This window comes from Arthrobacter sp. L77, from assembly GCF_000816565.1.
GTDB lineage: Bacteria > Actinomycetota > Actinomycetes > Actinomycetales > Micrococcaceae > Arthrobacter_D > Arthrobacter_D antioxidans.
This window is the reverse complement of record NZ_JWSU01000006.1, coordinates 1-20,029: the sequence shown is the minus strand read 5'-3', so window position 1 is coordinate 20,029 and position 20,029 is coordinate 1. Positions and strand designations below refer to the sequence as shown.

At 70.4% G+C, this 20,029-nt stretch carries 14 protein-coding genes and 2 pseudogenes; 8 read left to right on the top strand and 8 right to left on the bottom strand.

Annotated features, from left to right (window positions below):
• Positions 1-93: 93 nt before the first annotated feature.
• Positions 94-1,116: a cytochrome d ubiquinol oxidase subunit II gene (cydB, locus tag RY94_RS10305; protein WP_043444896.1), complete on the bottom strand. Its 1,023-nt coding sequence runs from the start codon at positions 1,114-1,116 to the stop codon at positions 94-96.
• Positions 1,117-1,185: 69 nt separating this feature from the next.
• Positions 1,186-2,760 (bottom strand): cytochrome ubiquinol oxidase subunit I, encoded by a 1,575-nt coding sequence (locus RY94_RS10300; RefSeq protein ID WP_043444895.1) that lies wholly within the window; start codon positions 2,758-2,760, stop codon positions 1,186-1,188.
• Between the two features lie 224 nt (positions 2,761-2,984).
• Here RY94_RS10300 and RY94_RS10295 point away from each other — a divergent pair, with 224 nt between their 5' ends.
• Positions 2,985-3,353, top strand: coding sequence for a BlaI/MecI/CopY family transcriptional regulator (locus RY94_RS10295; RefSeq protein ID WP_043444893.1), 369 nt, complete (start codon positions 2,985-2,987; stop codon positions 3,351-3,353).
• Between the two features lie 8 nt (positions 3,354-3,361).
• Positions 3,362-4,354: a M56 family metallopeptidase gene (locus RY94_RS10290; RefSeq protein WP_043444891.1), complete on the top strand. Its 993-nt coding sequence runs from the start codon at positions 3,362-3,364 to the stop codon at positions 4,352-4,354.
• Between the two features lie 7 nt (positions 4,355-4,361).
• On the opposite strand, the gene RY94_RS10285 is transcribed toward RY94_RS10290, so the two are convergent.
• A complete protein-coding gene (locus RY94_RS10285; protein WP_043444889.1) occupies positions 4,362-6,467 on the bottom strand; it encodes a DNA gyrase/topoisomerase IV subunit B in 2,106 nt (701 codons plus the stop codon).
• A 263-nt stretch (positions 6,468-6,730) separates the two neighbouring features.
• Between RY94_RS10285 and RY94_RS10280 the strand changes: the two genes are divergently transcribed.
• A complete protein-coding gene (locus tag RY94_RS10280) occupies positions 6,731-6,952 on the top strand; it encodes a DUF7455 domain-containing protein (RefSeq protein ID WP_043444887.1) in 222 nt (73 codons plus the stop codon).
• Between the two features lie 182 nt (positions 6,953-7,134).
• On the opposite strand, the gene RY94_RS10275 is transcribed toward RY94_RS10280, so the two are convergent.
• From RY94_RS10275 to RY94_RS10260, 4 genes and pseudogenes are all read right to left on the bottom strand, one after another.
• Complete coding sequence (locus RY94_RS10275) at positions 7,135-8,343, bottom strand: RNA polymerase sigma factor (protein ID WP_043444885.1); 1,209 nt, start codon at positions 8,341-8,343, stop codon at positions 7,135-7,137.
• A 309-nt stretch (positions 8,344-8,652) separates the two neighbouring features.
• The gene (locus RY94_RS10270) at positions 8,653-10,050 is read right to left on the bottom strand and encodes a DUF4192 domain-containing protein (RefSeq protein WP_043444883.1); all 1,398 of its coding nucleotides are present in this window, start codon (positions 10,048-10,050) and stop codon (positions 8,653-8,655) included.
• Positions 10,051-10,133: 83 nt separating this feature from the next.
• Positions 10,134-11,465, bottom strand: a complete 1,332-nt coding sequence (locus RY94_RS10265) for an MFS transporter (RefSeq protein ID WP_043444880.1) — start codon at positions 11,463-11,465, stop codon at positions 10,134-10,136.
• Positions 11,466-11,673: 208 nt separating this feature from the next.
• Positions 11,674-12,567, bottom strand: a pseudogene (locus RY94_RS10260) (proteasome assembly chaperone family protein); the annotation flags it as partial.
• 174 nt (positions 12,568-12,741) lie between these two features.
• Between RY94_RS10260 and RY94_RS10255 the strand changes: the two are divergent.
• The 5 genes from RY94_RS10255 to RY94_RS10235 all read left to right on the top strand — a co-directional run bounded on the left by RY94_RS10255 (position 12,742) and on the right by RY94_RS10235 (position 19,531).
• Entirely contained in the window at positions 12,742-14,289 is a 1,548-nt protein-coding gene (locus RY94_RS10255) for a leucyl aminopeptidase (protein ID WP_043444878.1), read from the top strand.
• A gap of 283 nt (positions 14,290-14,572) precedes the next feature.
• Positions 14,573-15,955, top strand: coding sequence for a dihydrolipoyl dehydrogenase (lpdA, locus tag RY94_RS10250; protein ID WP_043444875.1), 1,383 nt, complete (start codon positions 14,573-14,575; stop codon positions 15,953-15,955).
• A gap of 153 nt (positions 15,956-16,108) precedes the next feature.
• The gene (gene sucB / locus RY94_RS10245; protein WP_043444873.1) at positions 16,109-17,932 is read left to right on the top strand and encodes a 2-oxoglutarate dehydrogenase, E2 component, dihydrolipoamide succinyltransferase; all 1,824 of its coding nucleotides are present in this window, start codon (positions 16,109-16,111) and stop codon (positions 17,930-17,932) included.
• A 127-nt stretch (positions 17,933-18,059) separates the two neighbouring features.
• Positions 18,060-18,491, top strand: coding sequence for an OsmC family protein (locus RY94_RS10240; RefSeq protein ID WP_043444871.1), 432 nt, complete (start codon positions 18,060-18,062; stop codon positions 18,489-18,491).
• Between the two features lie 143 nt (positions 18,492-18,634).
• On the top strand, positions 18,635-19,531 hold the full coding sequence (locus tag RY94_RS10235) for a TIGR01777 family oxidoreductase (protein WP_043444869.1): 897 nt from the start codon (positions 18,635-18,637) through the stop codon (positions 19,529-19,531).
• Between the two features lie 19 nt (positions 19,532-19,550).
• Here RY94_RS10235 and RY94_RS18160 read toward each other — a convergent pair.
• A pseudogene (locus RY94_RS18160) lies at positions 19,551-20,029 on the bottom strand (hypothetical protein); the annotation flags it as partial.

Here is a 20,029-nt window from a genome sequence, read left to right as displayed (position 1 = left end):
AGACGCGCCGACCGGCCGGCGCGGCGTGGGCCTCCTGCGGCGTGGTGGCGTGTCCGGCGTCCTGTTCCGGGGCGGCGGTCCCGACGGCGCCGCTCACAGTGCGGTGACGGCGTGGGCCGCCGGGATGCTGGACTCCGAGACCCGCTGCCGGAAGACCCAGTAGGTCCAGGCCTGGTACGCGAGGACGAGCGGCACCCCGAAGCAGGCGACGATGCTCATCAGGCCGAGCGTGTAGGGCGAGGACGACGCGTTCTGCACGGTCAGATCGAAGGCGGGATCGAGGGTGGACGGCAGGACCACGGGGAACACGGCGCCGAAGATCGACCCGACGAGTGCCAGCATCCCGAGGCCAAGCGCCGCGAAGGCGCGCCCGTCGCGGCCCACGGAGGAGAAGCGGTAGGAGGCGGTCAGCGCGCCGACGGCGCCGACGACGACGAGCCAGGTGAGCACCGACCCGGTGTCCAGCTGGACCAGGAGCGCCCAGGCGAGGAACGGGAGCATCGCGACCGGGAGGAGGCGGCGGAACAGGCGGTCGGCCAGCGCGCGTACCCCGCCGTCGGTCTTGAGGGCGATGAACGCGGCGGCGTGGAGGAGGCAGAACAGCACGACGGCGGCGGCACCCAGGAGCGCCGGCAGGGTGGCCCAGGCGAAGGCGCCGCCCACGCGGTCGCCGTTCGCGTCGAGCGGCAGGCCCGTGGTGGTCAGTGCGAGCGCCGCACCGATCCCGGCTGCCGCGGCGAACGAACCGAGCGCGATGGCCCAGTCCCAGCCGTTGCGCCAGGCGTCGCTGTGCCGCTTGCCCCGCCACTCGAAGCCCACGGCGCGGAAGATCAGGCCGAGCAGGACCAGCAGGAACGGCAGGTACAGCGCGGACAGCAGGGAGGCGTACCAGTAGGGGAAGGCCGCGAACGTGGCGCCCACCGCCGTCACGAGCCAGACCTCGTTCCCGTCCCACACCGGACCCACGGTGTTCAGCAGCACGCGCCGCTGCGTGTCGTTGCGGGCCATGAGCTTCATCAGCATCCCCACCCCGAGGTCGAAGCCCTCGAGGAAGAGGTACCCGGACCACAGCACGGCGATCAGTACGAACCAGATGGTGGGCAGGGCCTCGGTCATCGGGGATCCTTCCGGGCAAACGAGGGGGACGTGGGGCGGGACGTGGAACGGGAACCGGTGCCGGACCGGTCAGTACGCGAATGCGAGGACATCGCCGTCGTCCTTCCTGCCGCCGTCGGACCCCTCGGTGTCATCGGAGTGGGCCAGCTCGGGCATCGCGGAGGCGGTACCGCCGCGGACGTAGGTGAAGAGCAGCTTCACCTCGACCACGAGGAGGACGGCGTACACGAGGGTCAGCAGGACGAGCGAGGTGACCAGCTCGGGGAGGGACACGCCGGGCGAGACCGCTGCCGCGGTGAACATGAAGACGCCGTCGATGCCGGACGCATCAGGATTGGGCGCGACGACGAACGGTTGCCGGCCCATCTCGGTGAACACCCAGCCCGCGATGTTCGCCCCGAACGGCGCGAGGATCCCGAAGACCGCAAGGCGCATGAGCCACCGCGATTCCGGGACCGTGCCCTTCCGCAGGACCCACAGGACGGCCGCGGCCGCCGCCGCGGCGATCGCCCCGAACCCGATCATGATGCGGAAGCCCCAGTAGGTGACCTCCATGACCGGCAGGTAGTCGATCTCCGAGCCCGCCAGGTCCCCGTACATCGGATCGTCCGGCAGGTGGGTGCCGTACTGCTCCTGGTACTCGGGCAGGAGGGTGTTGACGCCCTTGACCTCGGTGGTGAAATCGCCGTTGGCGAGGAAGGACAGCACTCCGGGGACCTCGACGACCGCGACGATGTCGTCGCAGCTCTGCGATCCGAGGTTGCCGACGGACAGGAGGGAGAACCCCGTGCCGTCGTGGCACGCCGCTTCGGCGGCCGCCATCTTCATGGGCTGCTGCTCGAACATGAGCTTGCCCTGCAGGTCGCCGGTGATGCCCGTGCCGGCGAACGCGATCATGGCCACGACGGCGCCGGCCCGCGCCGAGCGGAGCCATACGGTGTGATCCGCCGCATCCCGCGCACCGCCGCCGTCACCGACGACGACCTTCCCGTCGGGGCCGAGCGTGTCCAGCCCGTCGTGGCGCCTCTTCCACAGGTGGTACCAGCTGATGCCGAGGAGGAAGGCCCCGGCGACGGCGAGGCAGCCGAAGAGGGTGTGCGGGAAGGCGACCAGGGCCGTGTTGTTGGTGAAGACCGCCCAGGCGTCGACCATGACGGGCCTGCCATCGACCATCTCCACGCCCACGGGATGCTGCATCCACGAGTTCGCGACGAGGATGAAGTACGCGGAGAAGACGGACGCGAGCACCGCGGTCCAGAGCGAGAGCAGGTGGATCAGGCGCGGAAGCCGCCCCCAGCCGAAGATCCAGAGGCCGAGGAAGGTGGACTCGACGAAGAAGGCCAGGAGCGCCTCCATGGCGAGCGGCGCTCCGAACACGTCACCGACGAAGCGGCTGTACTCGCTCCACGCCATGCCGAACTGGAACTCCTGCACCAGGCCCGTCGCGACGCCGACGATGAAGTTGATGAGGAAGAGCTTCCCCCAGAACTTGGTCATCCGGAGGTAGTGCTCCCGGCCGGTGCGGTACCAGAGGGTCTGCATGACGGCCACGAGCAGCCCGAGTCCGATGGTCAGGGGGACCATGATGAAGTGGTAGACGGTCGTGATTCCGAATTGCCAGCGGGCAATCTCCAAGGCTTCCATCGGGCCCTTTCAGCAGTGCATCGCGTCGATGTCGACGGAACTTCTACGGGGTGTAGAACTCGTTGTTCTACATATCGTAGAACAAGTCGGAGACTCTTCTACACAGAGTAGAATTGTGGGCCGGGACGTTGTACGTTAGAGGTACCACGCGTGAGCATTCCCTCCCGGGAGTGCATCCCCGCCCCCCCGAGGGGCACGGATCGCGATCGATTGAAGGAAAGACCATGGCAACGCTCGGAGACCTGGAACGCACGGTGATGGACCTGCTGTGGACGACACCGGAGGCGATGACCGCCAACGAGCTGCGTGACGCCATCGCCGAGGCGCCGTTCGGAGAAGCGGGGCGGGAACTGGCCGTCACGACGGTCCTCACCGTCCTGTCGCGGCTCGAGAAGAAGGGCCTCGTCACCCGGGAACGGGACAGCCGCCCGCACCGGTACATGTCCGTCACCAGCCGCGAGGACCACACGGCGGAACTGATGCATGAGGTACTCGTGACCGCGCCGGACCGTGAAGCCGTCCTCGCCCGTTTCATCGGCAGCGTGTCGGAAGCCGAAGCCCAGACCCTGCGCAAGCTGCTCGGCGGCAGCTGACCCGCCCCGTGTTCTGGGCCTCCTACCTGCTCGCGGCACTCGCGATCATCCTCGCGTGGCCTGCACCCATCGCACTCTCCCGGGCCGACTGGCCGGCGAGGGCGCCGTTCACGGCCATGCTGCTGTGGCAGTCGATAGCCCTGGCGGGCGGTCTGTCGATGATCGGTGCCATGCTGGTCTGGGGCCTCGAGCCGCTCGGCGACAACCTCGTCCAGGCCTCGGCGGCCTTCCTGGACATCCTGCTCGATGACAGGTCGGCCGAATCCCTCGGCGTCATCCACGTCTTCGCGATCAGCGCCGCGATCCTGCTCTTCGGGCACCTCGTCTTCACACTGGCCCTGACGTTCGTGCGCATCCACCGGCAGCGGCGGCGGCACCGGGACATGCTCACCCTCCTCAGCTCCCCCGCGGTCGGCCAGCCCGCGACGCTCGTCATCAGGCACCCCACGCCGGTGGCCTACTGCCTGCCGGGCGGGGCACGCTCCGTCACGGTGATGTCGGACGGGCTGATGGACCTGCTCAGCCAGGCGGAGCTCGACGCCGTCCTCACGCACGAGCATGCGCACCTGCACCAGCGGCACCATCTGCTGCTGTGGGCCTTCGCCGCCTGGCGGTCGGCGCTGCCGTGGCTGCCCACGTCCCGGCTCGCCCAGCAGGCCGTGAGCGAACTGATCGAGATGCTCGCCGATGACGAGGCCCTGCGCCACGTGGACGAGTCGACGCTCGTCCGCGCGATCGCCATCGTGGGCGCGGGGGCAGCGCCGTCGGCGCCGGATGCACTCGATGACGCACTGGCAGACGAGAGCGGGATCCGCCTGACCACTGCGAGGGCGGTGTCCGGCGGGACCGCCGACGGGGCGTCGACGGTCCCTCGCCTGCGCCGGCTGCTCACTCCCCTGCCGCCCCTCAGCCGGATGCAGCAGGGGTTGGCCCTGTCATCCGCCGGGTTGCTGCTGGTGGTGCCTCCGCTGCTCCTGGTGGCCCCCGAACTGCTCGGCTGAGCGCCCGTCAGGCGTCGATGCGGTCCCGGTCGAGGGATGCCGCGCCCGCGACGATGAAGTCCTTGCGGGGGGCGACGTCGCTGCCCATCAGCAGGTTGAAGACGCGCTCGGCGGATTCCGCCTCCTGGATGCGGACGCGCCGCAGCGTCCGGTGCCGCGGATCCATGGTGGTCTCCGCGAGCTGGTCCGCGTCCATCTCCCCGAGCCCCTTGTAGCGCTGGATCGGCGACTTGTAGCGCTTCCCCTGCTTCTCCATGGTCGCGAGGAGCCGCGTGAGTTCCGCCTCCGAATAGGTGTAGATCATCTCGTTGGCCTTCGAGCCTCCGTTGATGACCTCGACCCGGTGCAGCGGTGGGACGGCGGCGTACACCCGGCCGGCCTCCACCAGCGGGCGCATGTACCGGAAGAAGAGGGTGAGGAGCAGCGTCCGGATATGGGCGCCGTCCACGTCGGCGTCGGTCATCAGGATGACCTTGCCGTAGCGCCGTGCGTCCAGCTGGAAGCTCCGCCCCGAGCCCGCCCCGATGACCTGGATGAGGGCGGCGCACTCGGCGTTGGAGAGCATGTCCCCCACCGACGCCTTCTGCACGTTGAGGATCTTGCCCCGGATGGGCAGCAGCGCCTGGTAGTCGGAGGAGCGGGCGTTCTTCGCGGTACCGAGCGCGCTGTCGCCCTCGACGATGAAGAGTTCCGACCGCTCGGCGTCGTCGATCCGGCAGTCCGCGAGCTTGGCCGGCATGGAGGAGGTCTCGAGGGCGTTCTTGCGCCGCTGCGTCTCCTTGTGGACCCGCGCCGAGATACGGGACTTCATCTCCGCGACGACCTTCTCAAGCAGCAGCGCCGACTGCGCCTTGTCGTTCCGCGCGGAGGAGGACAGCCGCGCCTGCAGCTCCTTCTCCACCACCTTCGCGACGATCGCCCGGACGGCGGAGGTCCCGAGGATCTCCTTGGTCTGGCCCTCGAACTGGGGCTCGGCGAGGCGGACGGTGAGGACGGCCGTCAGCCCGGCGAAGACGTCGTCCTTCTCGATCTTGTCGGTGCCGGCCTTGAGCTTGCGCGCGTTGGCCTCGATGACCTTGCGGAAGGTCTTCAGGAGCGCCTGCTCGAAGCCGCTCTGGTGCGTGCCGCCCTTGGGGGTCGCGATGATGTTGACGTAGCTGCGGACCGTCGTCTCGTAGCCGATACCCCAGCGCAGCGCGATGTCCACCTCGCAGTCGCGCTCCACCTCCGCCATCTGGCTGTGCCCGCGGTCGTCGAGGACGGGCACGGACTCCTTGAAGCGACCCGACCCGTGGAAGCGCCACACATCGGTGACCGCGGTGTCGAGGGCGAGGAACTCGGCGTATTCGGAGATGCCGCCGTCGTGCTGGAAGACCTCCTCCACGGGGCCGGACTCCGCCGGCGTGCCCGGGAGCTTCCGCTCGTCCCGGAGCGTGATGCGGAGGCCCGGCACCAGGAAGGACGTCTGGCGGGCGCGGGTCTGCAGTTCCTCGTAGGAGAACGTCGCGTCCGGCGTGAAGATCTGGCGGTCGGCCCAGTACCTGATGCGGGTGCCCGTCACACCGCGCTTGGCCGTCCCGACGACCTCGAGGCGCGAACCGTCGAGGAAGGGTTCGAACGGTGCGGTGGGCGAGGGCGTCCTGCCGTCCTTGAAGAGGCCGGGCTCGCCACGGCGGAAGGACATGGCGTAGGTCTTGCTGCCGCGATCGACGAAGACGTCCAGACGGGAGGACAGCGCATTGACCACGCTGGCGCCGACACCGTGGAGGCCACCGGAGGCCGTGTAGGAGCCGCCGCCGAACTTGCCGCCGGCGTGCAGCTTGGTGAACACCACCTCGACGCCGGTCAGGCCGGTCTTGGGTTCGATGTCCACCGGGATGCCGCGGCCGTCGTCGTGGATCTCCACCGAGCCGTCGGCGTGCAGGATGACCGTGATGCTCTGGCCGTGGCCGGCCAGCGCCTCGTCGACGGAGTTGTCGATGATCTCCCACAGGCAGTGCATGATGCCGCGGGAGTCCGTGGACCCGATGTACATCCCGGGGCGCTTGCGCACCGCCTCGAGTCCCTCGAGGACCGAGAGGTGCCGGGCGGTGTAGTCCGAGGTGGGGGTCACGGTGAGTCAGTCTCCTTGGCGGAACGGGCACGATCCAGGACAGGCGTCAGGAGGGTGGTTGCCGGGATGGGTCGCTCCAGTTTATTACCTCCCGCCGACAGTGACCGGCAGGGGCCGCACCGCGGGCACCCGCCACCGCGCCTCCGTCGCCGAGGATGTGACCCATACCCCTGATACGCCGCCAGCGAAAGGGGGCCAAGCCTGCGGAGGTGCGGCGACGAATAGTGGTTATATGAATACACGATCCACATGAGGAGGCATTCATGACCACTGCAGTAGCCACTCGCGAGCTCACTGCCCTGGACCGCTGCGACCGCTGCGGCGCCCAGGCCTATGTTCGGGCAGTCCTTCAGTCCTCCGGTGGAGAGCTTCTGTTCTGCGGCCACCATGCGCGCGCCGTCGAAGCTAACCTCAAGCCGCTCACCTCTGAGTGGCAGGACGAGACCCAGCGGCTTCACGCGAAGCCGGCCCTCGCAGGCGACTGATCGCCACAGGGACCACCGACCACCCACCATGAGGCGCCCCGTGTACAGGCGCTGACGGACAAGGAAAGGCCCGCTCCGATGGAGCGGGCCTTTCCTTGTCCCGGGGCCTGTCCGGACCCCGGTTCCCATGACGAAGGCCCCTCCCGGCGGGAGGGGCCCTTCGTCGACGAATGCCCGGACGGTCAGTCGAGGTAGTCCCGGAGGACCTGGGACCGCGAGGGGTGGCGCAGCTTCGACATCGTCTTCGACTCGATCTGGCGGATGCGCTCACGCGTGACGCCGTAGACCTTGCCGATCTCGTCCAGCGTCTTCGGCTGTCCGTCGGTCAGGCCGAAGCGCATGGCCACGACGCCTGCCTCCCGCTCGGAGAGGGTGTCCAGCACCGAGTGGAGCTGCTCCTGCAGGAGGGTGAAGCTCACGGCGTCCGCCGGCACCACGGCCTCGGAGTCCTCGATCAGGTCACCGAACTCCGAGTCGCCGTCCTCGCCGAGCGGCGTGTGCAGGGAGATGGGCTCGCGGCCGTACTTCTGGACCTCGACGACCTTCTCCGGCGTCATGTCGAGCTCGAGGGCGAGCTCCTCCGGGGTGGGTTCGCGCCCGAGGTCCTGCAGCATCTGCCGCTGGACACGGGCCAGCTTGTTGATGACCTCCACCATGTGCACCGGGATGCGGATGGTGCGGGCCTGGTCCGCCATGGCGCGGGTGATCGCCTGGCGGATCCACCAGGTCGCGTAGGTGGAGAACTTGAAGCCCTTGGTGTAGTCGAACTTCTCGACCGCACGGATCAGGCCGAGGTTGCCTTCCTGGATCAGGTCCAGGAAGAGCATGCCGCGCCCGGTGTACCGCTTGGCCAGCGACACGACGAGGCGGAGGTTCGCCTCGAGGAGGTGGTTCTTCGCCCGCTTGCCGTCGTGGATCACGAACTCGAGTTCGCGCTTCAGCTTCGGATCCATGTCCGGATCCGCGGCGATCTTCTCCTCGGCGAAGAGGCCCGCCTCGATGCGCAGGGCCAGATCCACTTCCTGCTCCGCGTTCAGCAGGGCGACCTTGCCGATCTGCTTCAGGTAGTCCTTGACGGGGTCCGCGGTGGCACCGGCGGACACGACCTGCTGCGCGGGTGCGTCGTCGTCGTCGGCGTCGGAGTAGACGAAGCCGGTGCTCGTCCCGACCTCGGGGGTCTCGGGCTTCGCGTCCTCGGCATCGACGTCGACCTCGACGGCGGGATCCGTTGTGTCGACGGTGTCCACGGAACCCTGGGCGTCCGCCGCGGAGGCCTTCGCTGCAGCGGCCGAAGCGGCCTTGGTGGCGGGCTTCTTGGCCGCGACCCGTCGCTTGGTAGTGGTGGTACCAGCGTCTGACGACGCCGGTGCTGCTGTCTTCTTGACCGACACAGAGAACCTTTCGTACGGCGGTGTGTGGCATCGTCAGAGGGACAACACCACTATGACCCTGTCAAGTCCGCGCTCGATACCAGATGAACACTGCCGGGTCAGTTCCCAAGGGAACGGTCCTGCAGCCCTCGCTATTCCCTCGGACCCGCCTCTCGGCAAGGACCCGCGTGGAAACGCTCGGTGAAGTTCTGGTGCACGGACCCAACCGGGTCTCAACTCCGATTGTCTCACGGGTCGCCACCGCGCCGGAAATCACCCGGCGGTCGGCTGCCGGCCCGTGGCACCGCATGTCCTGCCGGTCCTCCGGCCTCAGGCCGCGTCATGGAGGGCCGCCGCAGCCCCCGTGGTCCAGGCGGTCGCGCGGCTCCGGGCCCAGGCCGGCAGCCCTCCGCGGCGCAGGAGCTCGTGCAGCAGACGCGCGAGGCGGTAGCCGGGCACGGCCCGCTCCGCCGCGTCGAGGAAGACGGCCGCGCGTGATCCCCGACCCCGCGCGTATTCGAACCAGGCGCTCATGGTCAGGGCTGCGGCACGCGACTCGCCGTCCGATACCGCCGCGAGCCGCGCGAGGAGGATGCTCATCGCATCGACGCGGTCCCAGGCGATCGCGCCGGGGTACCTGCCGGCCAGTACATCCGCGTAGAGCAGGGCCTCGGCCCCGCAGGATGCAGGCCCTGCCGACGGCGACCCGGCCGGCTCGTCGTCAGGACCGGTTCCGGGACCGGGGACGACCCCGGCGGCCCGGAGTGCGGCGACGGCATCCTCGAGCGGGCCGCCGCCCCGCACGTCCGGCAGGACCCGTGCGGCGGCGATCGGGGACCCCTCCTCCGTCGACGGGGTGCCGGCCGGCGGGCCGGGCTCGAGCAACCCGCAGCCGGTCGCCCCATCGAGGGCTGCCGGGGACCCGAGGCACGCACTGGCGAGGAGGAAGTCGCGGACCGCGCGGGACTCGACGCTCGCGAGGAGGAAGCCCGCGACGTCGGGCTCGGCCTCCACGTCGAACTCGCCTGCGCAGGGCAGGACGGCATCCCACAGCGCGGACGTCGCGCGGAACTGGTCGGGTGCCGTCCACCGGCCCGCGCAGCACGCGGCATAGTGTGCCTGCGCGCCTTCGACGGCCCGGGCCACCGCGGCCGATGCCCCGTCCTGCACGGCGACGGAGGGTGCGGCCCGGAGGACGGCGTCGGGCGCGGATGCGTCGAAGGCGCTTCCGCCGAAGATCAGCTCGGCGTTCAGTGCGCTGAGCGTCACGGTGTCGAGGGGCTGCCCCGGCCAGGGGCAGCACTCCTCCTCCGTGCAGAACACGTCGCGCCACCCGGACCGCGAGACGAGCCAGCCCCCGCGGACGGGGAGGCCCGCGGCATCGAGGACCGTCTCGACGGTCCGCACCAGCCTGCTGCGCGGGGCCGGGGTGCGTCTCTCCCAGCGTTCCTCCGTGTACACCACGACGAGCGTGCCGTCGGCGTCGGCGTCACCCTGCAGGAACGAGAGCACGCCGTCGGCGAACCCGAACGGATCCGCCCCGGCCTCGGGGAGGTCCACCCGCAGCGTGGCTCCGAGCCTCCTGCCGGCGGTGGTCAGGACCACCAGGCTCTCGCGGGGCATGAACCCGAGGGCATGGGGGATGTAGGAGAGGATGTCGGCCGGTGAGGTGACGACGAAGGACGGTGACGCCGGGGTGCCCCGCGCGGGGCTCGTGGGAGATGACATGCCGCCAGCGTCCTCGCGTCGCCGGCGGAGCGCACCGGGGTTCCGGCCTATGTGGACAACCGCGGCGCGGGGCGGAGGCAGCCCTAGCGGTTCCGGGCTGCCCTCCGCTCCCGGCGGCGCCGGCGTTCCCGGGCCAGGGCGTCACGGAGCGGCGGGACGACGACCCCCTGCTCCGCCATCCTCCGGCGGACCCTCCGCCGCGCGACGACGACGGCGGTGGCGCCGACCGCGAGGACGAGGAGCTGCACGGACATCGCGAGGCGGAAGGACGGCAGCGCATACAGGTCCCCCTGCGAGAAGCCGTTCCCGAGCAGGACGTCGAGGACGGTCCCGATGGCGAACATCGTGAGCAGGGACGCCATGAAGCCGCCGATGTTCACGATCCCGGTGGCGGTCCCCATGCGTGCCGCGGGGTTGAACGTGCGGGCGAAATCGAACGCGATCATGGACCCCGGCCCTCCCACGGCGAGCGCCACCACCAGCAGGGTCAGGAGCGGCAGGGGTGCGGGTCCAGGGTAGACGAGGACCGCGAGCCAGGCCACGGCCATCAGGGCGGCGATCGCGAGCACCATGGTGGAACGCCGGAGGGGGTGCCGGCCCACGTAGCGCCCCAGGAGGGGCCCACAGACGATCCCGACCGCGACGAACAGCGTCATCAGGGCGGACGCCGCGCCTTCACCCACCTTCTCGGCCCGCACCAGGTAGGGGTAGCCCCACATGAGGACGAAGACGGTGCCGGGGAACTGGATGGTGAAGTGCGTCCACAGGCCGAGCCGCGTGCCGGGCTGCCTCCAGGCGGCGGCGAGGGACGTGCCGGTCTCGCGGATGGTCTGGGCGCTCCGCGTGCCGGCGACGGGCGAGTCCCGGATCAGGCTCACCGAGAGCACGACGGCGACGACCGAGAGGGCGGCGGCCGAGAGGAACGCGGACTGCCAGCCGAGGACGGACAGCACGGCGACGAACGGGATGACCGAGACCACCTGCCCGAGCTGGCCGATGATCCCCGTCCACTGCGTCAGGACGGGGATGCGGCGCGGCTCGAACCACGCGGGGAGCAGCCGGAGCACGCTGATGAACGTCATGGCGTCCCCCGCCCCCACGAGCAGGCGGCCCACGATGCCGGCGCCCACGGAATCCGCGAAGGCCAGCTGCGCCTGCCCCAGCGCCATGAGCACGCCGCCCGCGACGATCAGCGTCCGGGGACCCCAGCGGTCGACGAGGACACCGACCGGCACCTGCAGTCCGGCGTAGACGAGCAGCTGGACGACGGTGAAGATCGACAGCTGCGAGGCCGAGGCGCTGAAGCGGTCCGTGGCCTCGAGGCCGGCGACACCGAAGGTGGTGCGCTGCGTGACGGCGACCAGGTAGGCCACGACCCCTGCCGTCCAGACCAGGAGTGCCCGCGAAGAATTCACCCGCCCATTATCCCGTGGCGGACGCGCCGCCCGGTCCGTCGTCGTGTCCGTCGGAGGCGCGGGGCTTCGACGCCGCCCCGGTCCCGGGGGAGGCATCCGCGCTGTCGGAGCCGCCGTCCTCGGTGCCGGAGCGGTCGTAGTCGATCGGCGTGGTCCCCAGGAACTCCGTGTCCCAGAGCAGCGTGGACTCCTCCTCCGCCTGCGGGCTCGCCAAGTAGGCCTCGACCGCAGCACCGAGCTCCTCCGCGCTGGCGAGCTCGCTGTTGTCCTTGACCAGCAGCGACTTCCGGGCCACGCCGTCGGCGTACTCGTCGTAGCGCTTCTCGAGGGAGGCGACCACGGACTGCACCTCGGTGGAGTTCCCGACCTGCCGGGCGATCTGCCGTTCGACGTCGCGCCCGGTCTCCCGTAGGCGGTCGGTGGGAAGGACGAGCCGGGCGGTCGCGCCCAGGTACTCGAGGCCCGCCACGGCGGCGGGAGGGTACTCGGCCTCGGCGAGGTAGTGCGGCACGTGGATGACGTGCCCCACGACGTCGTGCCCGGCCTCGATCAGGCGCAGCTCCAGGACATGCCCGATGGAGGCCTGCAGCTCGGCGGTGGGCCGCCAGGCGTTCATGCCGTCGATGAGGTCGGACCGGTTGCCGTGCAGCGTCACGCCGATCGGCCGCGTGTGCGGGACGGGCATCGGGATCGCGTGGATCCACGAGGTCATCGGCACGTCCAGTTCCTCGACGAGTCCGACGACGGCGCTCGCGAAACGCTCCCACTGCAGGTCCGGCTCGGCGCCGGTGAGCAGCAGGAAGGGCTCGCCGAGGCCGTCGTACAGGCGGTGCAGTTCGAGCCGGTGCGGCCGGTAGTCCGTCAGGTGGTCCTCGGCGAAGGTGATCTTCGGGCGGCGGCCGCGGTAGTCCATGAGCTGGTCGGCGTCGAACTCGGCGACGGGCTCGTGCTCGAGCACCTCGAGGAGTTCCTCGCTGACCTGCGAGACGACCTGCCCGGCGTCCATGAAGCCGGTCAGGCTCACGAGCAGGGGCAGCCCCCTGCTCCCGGGGTCGTCGAAGACGTCGGTGTCGGTGGTGTACAGGGTTCGTGGATCCAGCATGGCTCTCTCCTCCGGTCAGGTCCTGCTCTCCTCAACACCACCCGCGCCGGCTTCATTCCGGGCCGTCGCGGGGTAGAGACTACGATCGTCAGGACGGTTCCCGGACCACCGGACACCGGGAGCACCCGCAACGCCGATCCGGACCACCCAGCCGGACACGAGGAGACAGATTCCGTGATCAGAACCACCGAACTACACCTGACCGCCTCCGCGAAGGACCTCAGGAAGATTCCGAGTGACGCGCTCGTGATCGCGGTCGCCAAGGGGACCGACGGGCCCGTCCTGCTCGACAGCCCCCTGCCCGCCAAGGCCGCGCGCGCCCTCGGGGACTCTCTCCAGGTCCTCGGCATCACGGGTGCCGCGGACGAGGTGCGCCGCTTCCCCGGCCTCCCCGAGACCGGCGCCGACTCGCTCGTACTCTCCGGCGTGGGACCCGTGGCCGCCGGTGAGGTGCTCGCACCTGAGACCCTCCGCCGCGCCGCGGGCGCCGCGATCCGCCAGCTGACCGGGCTCGAGACCGTCGTCCTCGCCCTGCCGGCCGGGACCGTGGCGGCAGCGACCGCCGTCGCGGAGGGCGCCGCGTTCGGCGCCTACAGCTACGAGGGGCACAAGTCCGGGATCAAGCCCGACGGCACGGTCGCCCCGCCGAAGGACAGGGCCGCCGTCCGCAGCGTCGTCGTGTACACGCCGGTCGCGGACGACGCCGACCTGGCCCCCGCGCTGCGGCGCGCCGTGATCCTCGGCAAGAACGTCAACGCAACGCGCACGCTCGTGAACCAGCCGCCGAGCCACCTCTACCCGGAGACGTTCGCGCAGGCCGCGAAGGAGCTCACCCGCGGCCTCCCCGTGAAGGTCACCGTCATGGACGAGAAGCGCCTCGAGCGTGACGGCTACGGCGGCATCCTCGGCGTCGGCAAGGGATCCTCGCGGCCCCCGCGCATGGTCAAGGTGGAATACTCCCCCGCCAGGTCCGCCGTGCACCTCGCCCTCGTGGGCAAGGGCATCACCTTCGATTCCGGTGGACTCTCGCTCAAGCCCGCCGCGGGCATGCAGACCATGAAGCTGGACATGGCGGGCGCCGCCGTCGTCCTGACCACCCTCCTCGCCGTCGCCGAACTGGGCCTGCCCGCCAAGGTCACGGCCTGGCTGTGCCTGGCCGAGAACATGCCTTCCGGGACCGCGCAGCGCCCCGAGGACGTCCTGTCGATCTACGGCGGGCGGACCGTCGAGGTCCTCAACACCGACGCCGAGGGCCGCCTGGTCCTCGCCGACGGCCTCGCGGCCGCGAGCGAGGAGGCACCCGATGCCATCATCGACATCGCGACGCTGACGGGCGCGCAGATGATCGCCCTCGGGACGCGTGTCTCCGGTGTCATGGGCGACGACGGCGTCCGCGACGCCGTGAAGGCCGCGGCGGACCGCGCGGGCGAGCAGTTCTGGCCCATGCCCCTGCCGGAGGAGCTGCGCCCCAGCCTCGACTCGCAGGTCGCGGACATCGCCAATATCGGCGAGCGGAACGGCGGCATGATGACCGCCGCGGTGTTCCTGCGCGAATTCGTCGGCCAGGTCGACGGCGAGAAGATCCCCTGGGCGCACCTGGACATCGCCGGGCCGGCCTTCAACGAGGGAGCGCCGTACGGCTACACCCCGAAGGCCGGCACCGGCGTCGGGGTCCGCACCCTGCTGGCGTACGTCGAGGACGTACTCGCCCGCACCGCGTAGCCTGCGAGGGGCGCCGAGCCGCAGTCCGGGCCGGCGCCCCTCGACCCCGTCTCCGTCCTCTCCACGTGTCCTCCACGTCCCGGGTGAGAATGCGCACATCCGCGAACTGCGGCGCGTAGCGCCCGCGCTTCAAGTGGATGCCGATGACATCTGGGGATAGGGTGAAAAACAAGGGTACGAAGCACCTGCGACCGCACCGCGACCGCACCAGTTCTCGATTCATCAACCGATCTATCAACCGACGCGCCCTGCGCGTCAACAGACCACGCGAGGGAGCGTCCAAGTGGCCGCATCGGCAACTGCGCAAGAATTCGACATCCTGGTACTGGGTGGAGGCAGCGGCGGCTACGCTGCGGCTCTCCGCGCGGTGCAGCTGGGCTTCACCGTGGGGCTCATCGAGAAGGGCAAGCTGGGCGGCACCTGCCTGCACAACGGCTGCATCCCCACGAAGGCGCTCCTGCACTCGGCAGAGATCGCCGACGGCGCCCGCGACGCGGAGAAGTACGGCGTCAAGGCCACGTTCGAGTCGATCGACATGAACGCCGTCAACGCGTACAAGGACGGCATCATCGCGGGCAAGTACCGGGGCCTGCAGGGACTCATCAAGTCCAAGGGCATCACGGTCATCGAGGGCTCGGGCAAGCTCGCGTCGGAGAACACCATCGACGTCGACGGCACCGTCTACACCGGCAAGCACATCGTCCTGGCCACCGGCTCCTTCTCGCGCAGCCTCCCCGGCCTCGAGATCGGCGGCAAGGTCATCACCTCCGACCAGGCCCTCACCATGGACTTCGTGCCGAAGACGGCGATCATCCTCGGCGGCGGCGTCATCGGCTGCGAGTTCGCGTCCGTCTGGAAGTCCTTCGGCGTGGACGTCACCATCATCGAGGCCCTCCCGTCGCTCGTCCCGAACGAGGACGCCTCGATCGTCAAGAACTTCGAACGGGCGTTCAAGAAGCGCGGCATCAAGTTCAACACCGGCACCCGGTTCAAGTCCGTGGAGCAGAACGACGACGGCGTCGTGGTGTCCCTCGAGGACGGCAAGACCTTCGAGGCGGACCTCATGCTCGTCGCCGTCGGACGCGGGCCCGTCACCCGGGACCTCGGCTACGAGGAGGCCGGCCTCACCCTGGACCGCGGCTTCGTCATCACCGACGAGCGCCTCCACACCGGCGTCGGGAACATCTACGCGATCGGCGACATCGTCCCCGGCCTGCAGCTGGCCCACCGCGGCTTCCAGCAGGGCATCTTCGTGGCGGAGGAGATCGGCGGCCTGAAGCCCGTCGTCGTCGCCGACCTGAACATCCCCAAGGTCACCTACAGCGATCCCGAGATCGCGTCCGTGGGCTACACCGAGAAGGCCGCGCGCGAGAAGTTCGGCGACGACCGCGTCGAGACGCACGAGTACAACCTCGCCGGCAACGGCAAGAGCTCGATCATCGGCACCGGCGGCCTCGTGAAGCTCGTCCGCGAGAAGGACGGCCCGATCGTGGGCGTCCACATGCTCGGCAGCCGCATGGGCGAGCAGATCGGCGAGGCGCAGCTCATCGTCAACTGGGAGGCGTACCCCGAGGACGTGGCCCCGCTCATCCACGCGCACCCCACGCAGAACGAGGCCCTCGGCGAGGCCCACCTCGCCCTCGCCGGCAAGCCGCTGCACGGCTGACGCGCAACACCTCAGGCACCACCCCGGCTTGGTCCACGCCCCGAGGGCGTGGACTAAGCTCGGAAGCAGGAAATCCGAGCACGTCCAGCTGAGCACGCCACGCGCGTCGACCAGCTGCCAAGGAACGATCTACGAAGGAGAAACGGGCGCATTATGTCTGAATCCGTGAACTTGCCCGCTCTCGGTGAAAGCGTCACCGAAGGCACCGTGACCCGCTGGCTGAAGCAGGTCGGTGACCGTGTCGAGGTCGACGAGCCCCTCCTCGAGGTCTCCACCGACAAGGTCGACACCGAGATCCCGTCGCCGATCGCGGGCGTGATCGAGGAGATCCTCGTCGCCGAGGACGAGACCGCCGAGGTCGGCGCCCCGCTCGTGCGGATCGGTGACGGCTCCGGCAGCGCCGATGCTGGCAGTGGCGATGAGGGCAGCACCGATACGGGCAGTGCCGAGGCGAGCGCCGCTCCGGCCGCCGAGGAGGCTCCCGCCGAGCCCGAAGCCGAGCCCGAAGCCGCCCCTGCGGCAGCAGAGTCCTCCGACGGCGAGCCCTCCGGGGACTCGTCCGAGGGCACCGAGGTCACCCTCCCCGCGCTCGGCGAGAGCGTCACCGAGGGCACCGTCACCCGCTGGCTCAAGGCCGTCGGCGACGACGTCGAGGTCGACGAGCCCCTCCTCGAGGTCTCCACCGACAAGGTCGACACCGAGATCCCCTCCCCCGTCGCCGGCAAGCTCCAGGAGATCCGCGTGAACGAGGACGAGACCGCCGAGGTCGGCGCCGTCCTCGCCGTGATCGGGTCGGGGGCTGCCGCGCCCAAGAAGACCGAGGCCGCAGCGGGCGAACCGCTGGCCGCCGCACCCGCCGAGGAACGCGACGACGCCCCCGCGAAGGAGGCCCCGCAGGCCTCCACGCCCGACGACGCCCCTGCCCCGAAGCCCGCCGCGGCCGAGGACAAGCCCGCCGAGAAGGCTGCCCCGGAGCCCGCTGCCGACGCCGCACCGGCGGAGGTGTCCGGAGCCTCGGACGCCGCAGCCTACGTGACGCCCCTCGTCCGCCGCCTGGCCAACCAGAACGACGTCGACCTCTCGACCGTCAAGGGCACCGGCGTGGGAGGGCGCATCCGCAAGCAGGACGTCCTCGAGGCAGCGGAGGCGAAGAAGGCCCAGCAGGCCGAGCCCGCAGCCGCCGAGTCCGCACCGGCACCGGCACCGGCCGCCGCACCGTCGAAGCCCGCGGCGCCCGCCGTCGAGCCCTCGAAGCTGCGCGGCACCGTCGAGAAGGCCCCGCGCATCCGCCAGACCATCGCCAAGCGCATGCGCGAGTCGCTCGAGGTGTCCGCCCAGCTCACCCAGGTGATCGAGGTCGACATGACCCGCATCGCGAAGCTGCGCACCGCGTCGAAGGACTCCTTCCAGGCGCAGAACGGCGCGAAGCTCACGTTCCTGCCGTTCCTCTCCAAGGCCGTCACCGAGGCGCTCAAGCAGCACCCCAAGCTGAACGCCTCCTTCGACGAGGAGAAGAAGGAAGTGACGTACCACGACGCCGAGCACCTGGCGATCGCGGTCGACACCGAGAAGGGCCTGCTCGTCCCGGTCATCAGGGACGCCGGCAACCTCAACCTCGGCGGCCTGGCCAAGAAGATCGCCGACGTCGGCGCACGCACCCGCAACGGTCAGATCGGCCCGGACGAGCTCTCGGGCGGCACGTTCACGATCACGAACATCGGGTCCGCCGGAGCCCTGTTCGACACGCCGATCATCAACCAGCCGCAGGTCGGCATCCTCGGGACGGGCATCATCGTCAAGCGTCCCGTGGTCATCACCGGCCCGGACGGCGACGACACGATCGCGATCCGCTCCATGATGTACCTGAGCCTGACGTACGACCACCGTCTGGTGGACGGCGCGGACGCGGGCCGCTTCCTGCAGACGCTCAAGGCACGCCTGGAAGGCGGCGCGTTCGAGGCCGAGCTCGGACTGTAACGCCCACCCGGTGCGCAGGAGAAGCCGCTTCCCGTGAGGTGCGGCTTCTCCCGTTCTCCCCCGCTCCCTAGGATGGGACCGAAGCACCGGACGCGACCCCCGCGCCCGTTCGACAGCAAGGAGAACCATGGCTACCGTTCGCACAGCCCACACCGTCTGGAGCGGGGACCTCGCCTCGGGCTCGGGGCAGGTCTCGCTCGACTCCTCGGGCCTCGGCACCTACGACGTCACCTGGAAGGCACGCGCCGAGCAGTCCGGAGGCAAGACGAGTCCCGAGGAGCTCATCGCCGCCGCGCACTCCGCCTGCTTCTCGATGGCCTTCAGCAACGCCCTCGGCGAGGAGGGGAAGACCCCGGAGCGCGTCGAGACGAAGGCGGAGGTGGACTTCCAGCCGGGAACCGGGATCACCGCCATCCGCCTCACCCTCGACGCCACCGTGCCCGGACTGTCCGAGGAGGACTTCCAGCGCGTGGCACAGGCCGCCAAGGTGGGCTGCCCGGTGTCGCAGGCGCTGGCCGCGGTCAAGGACATCTCCCTGACCGCCACGCTGCAGGGCTGAGCCCTCCCGTCCCGTGATGCGAAGGACCCTGGACGCCGTCCGGGGTCCTTCGTCGCGACCGGCCTTCCCCCGGCCCCGCCACGCGGCCACCCCCGCAGTCGGCTCCGGTACCGTTCCCCCGTGACAAGTGGTTCGATGGGACCATGCGCATCCTCCTCGCCGGCGCGTCCGGGACCATCGGTACTGCCCTCATCCGCCAGCTCGAGACGAACCACGAGGTCCGACGCCTGGTGCGCAGGGCTCCCAAGGGTCCGCAGGAGGTCCGGTGGGACCCCTCCGCCGGGGAGCTCGACGTCGACGCCGTCGACTGGGCGGACGCCGTCATCAACCTCTCCGGGGCGGGCATCGCAGGCGGACTCTGGACGAGGAGCTACAGGGAGACGCTCTACTCCTCCCGTATCCTGCCCACCCGCACGCTCGTCGACGCGATGCGGAAGGCCGCGAACCCGCCCGCGGTCTTCATCAGCCAGTCCGCGTCGGGCTACTACGGGGACCGCGGTGACGAGGTGCTGACCGAGAGTTCGTCCTCCGGCGGGACGCTGCTCGCCGACATCTGCCGCCGGTGGGAGGCCGAAGCGCTCCGCGCTCCCGACACCGTCCGTGTCGTGCTCGCACGCACCGGGATCGTCATGTCGGAAAAGGGCGGCGCGCTGCCCAAACTGCTGACCCCGATCCGATTCTTCGCCGGGACCTCGCTCGGTTCCGGCCGCCAGTGGTGGCCGTGGATCAGCCTCGACGACGAGGTCAGGGCGCTGGAGTTCCTCCTCACGGCACCGCTGTCGGGGCCGGTCAACCTGAGCGCTCCTGCGCCCGCGACCCTGGATGCGATCACCCTGCACCTCGGCGAGGCATTCCACCGGCCGGTGTGGTTCCGCGTCCCCGGCCTGATCCTGACCACCGTCATCGGGCAGCTCGCCTTCGAACTCCTGCTGGTCAGCTCCCGGATGGAGCCTCGCGCGCTGACCCGGGCCGGCTTCACCTTCGGCGAGCCCACACCGGAGGCCCTCGCCGGCTGGGTGCACCGCACCGTGACGTCCTGAACCCTGCGGGCACCACGCCTCAGGCGGGCGGCGCGACGACGGAGTGGATCCGCCACCCGTCGGCGGAACTCCAGAGGACGAAGACCAGCTCCTGCCGACCGGCCGCCGTGAGCGGGCTCGGTCCGGACCGCTGCGGCCCCGTCCCCGCCGCCGTCTCGGTGTAGGAGGAGAGCGCCGCCGTCGCCCGGACCACTGACACCTCGGTGGTCGGGGGCGGGTCGGTGACCGCCGCCAGGCTCGCGAGCGCCGGGAGGCCCGCCAGCTCCGCGTCCGTCAGGGCGGCCGCGTCGCGGATGTCGATCGACAGGTCACGGAGGGTCCTGCCCGTCTCCGCGAGCGCCCCGACCGCTTCACGGTCCACCGCCATCGCAGGGGACCCCTCGACGTCGACCATCGCGAGCAGGTCCGGATCGGCCTCGGCGAAGGCCCGCGCGCGCACGGCGGCCAGGCCGTCCAGCGCCGCAGCGGGATCACCGGCCGGCGCGGCCAGGCCAGGCT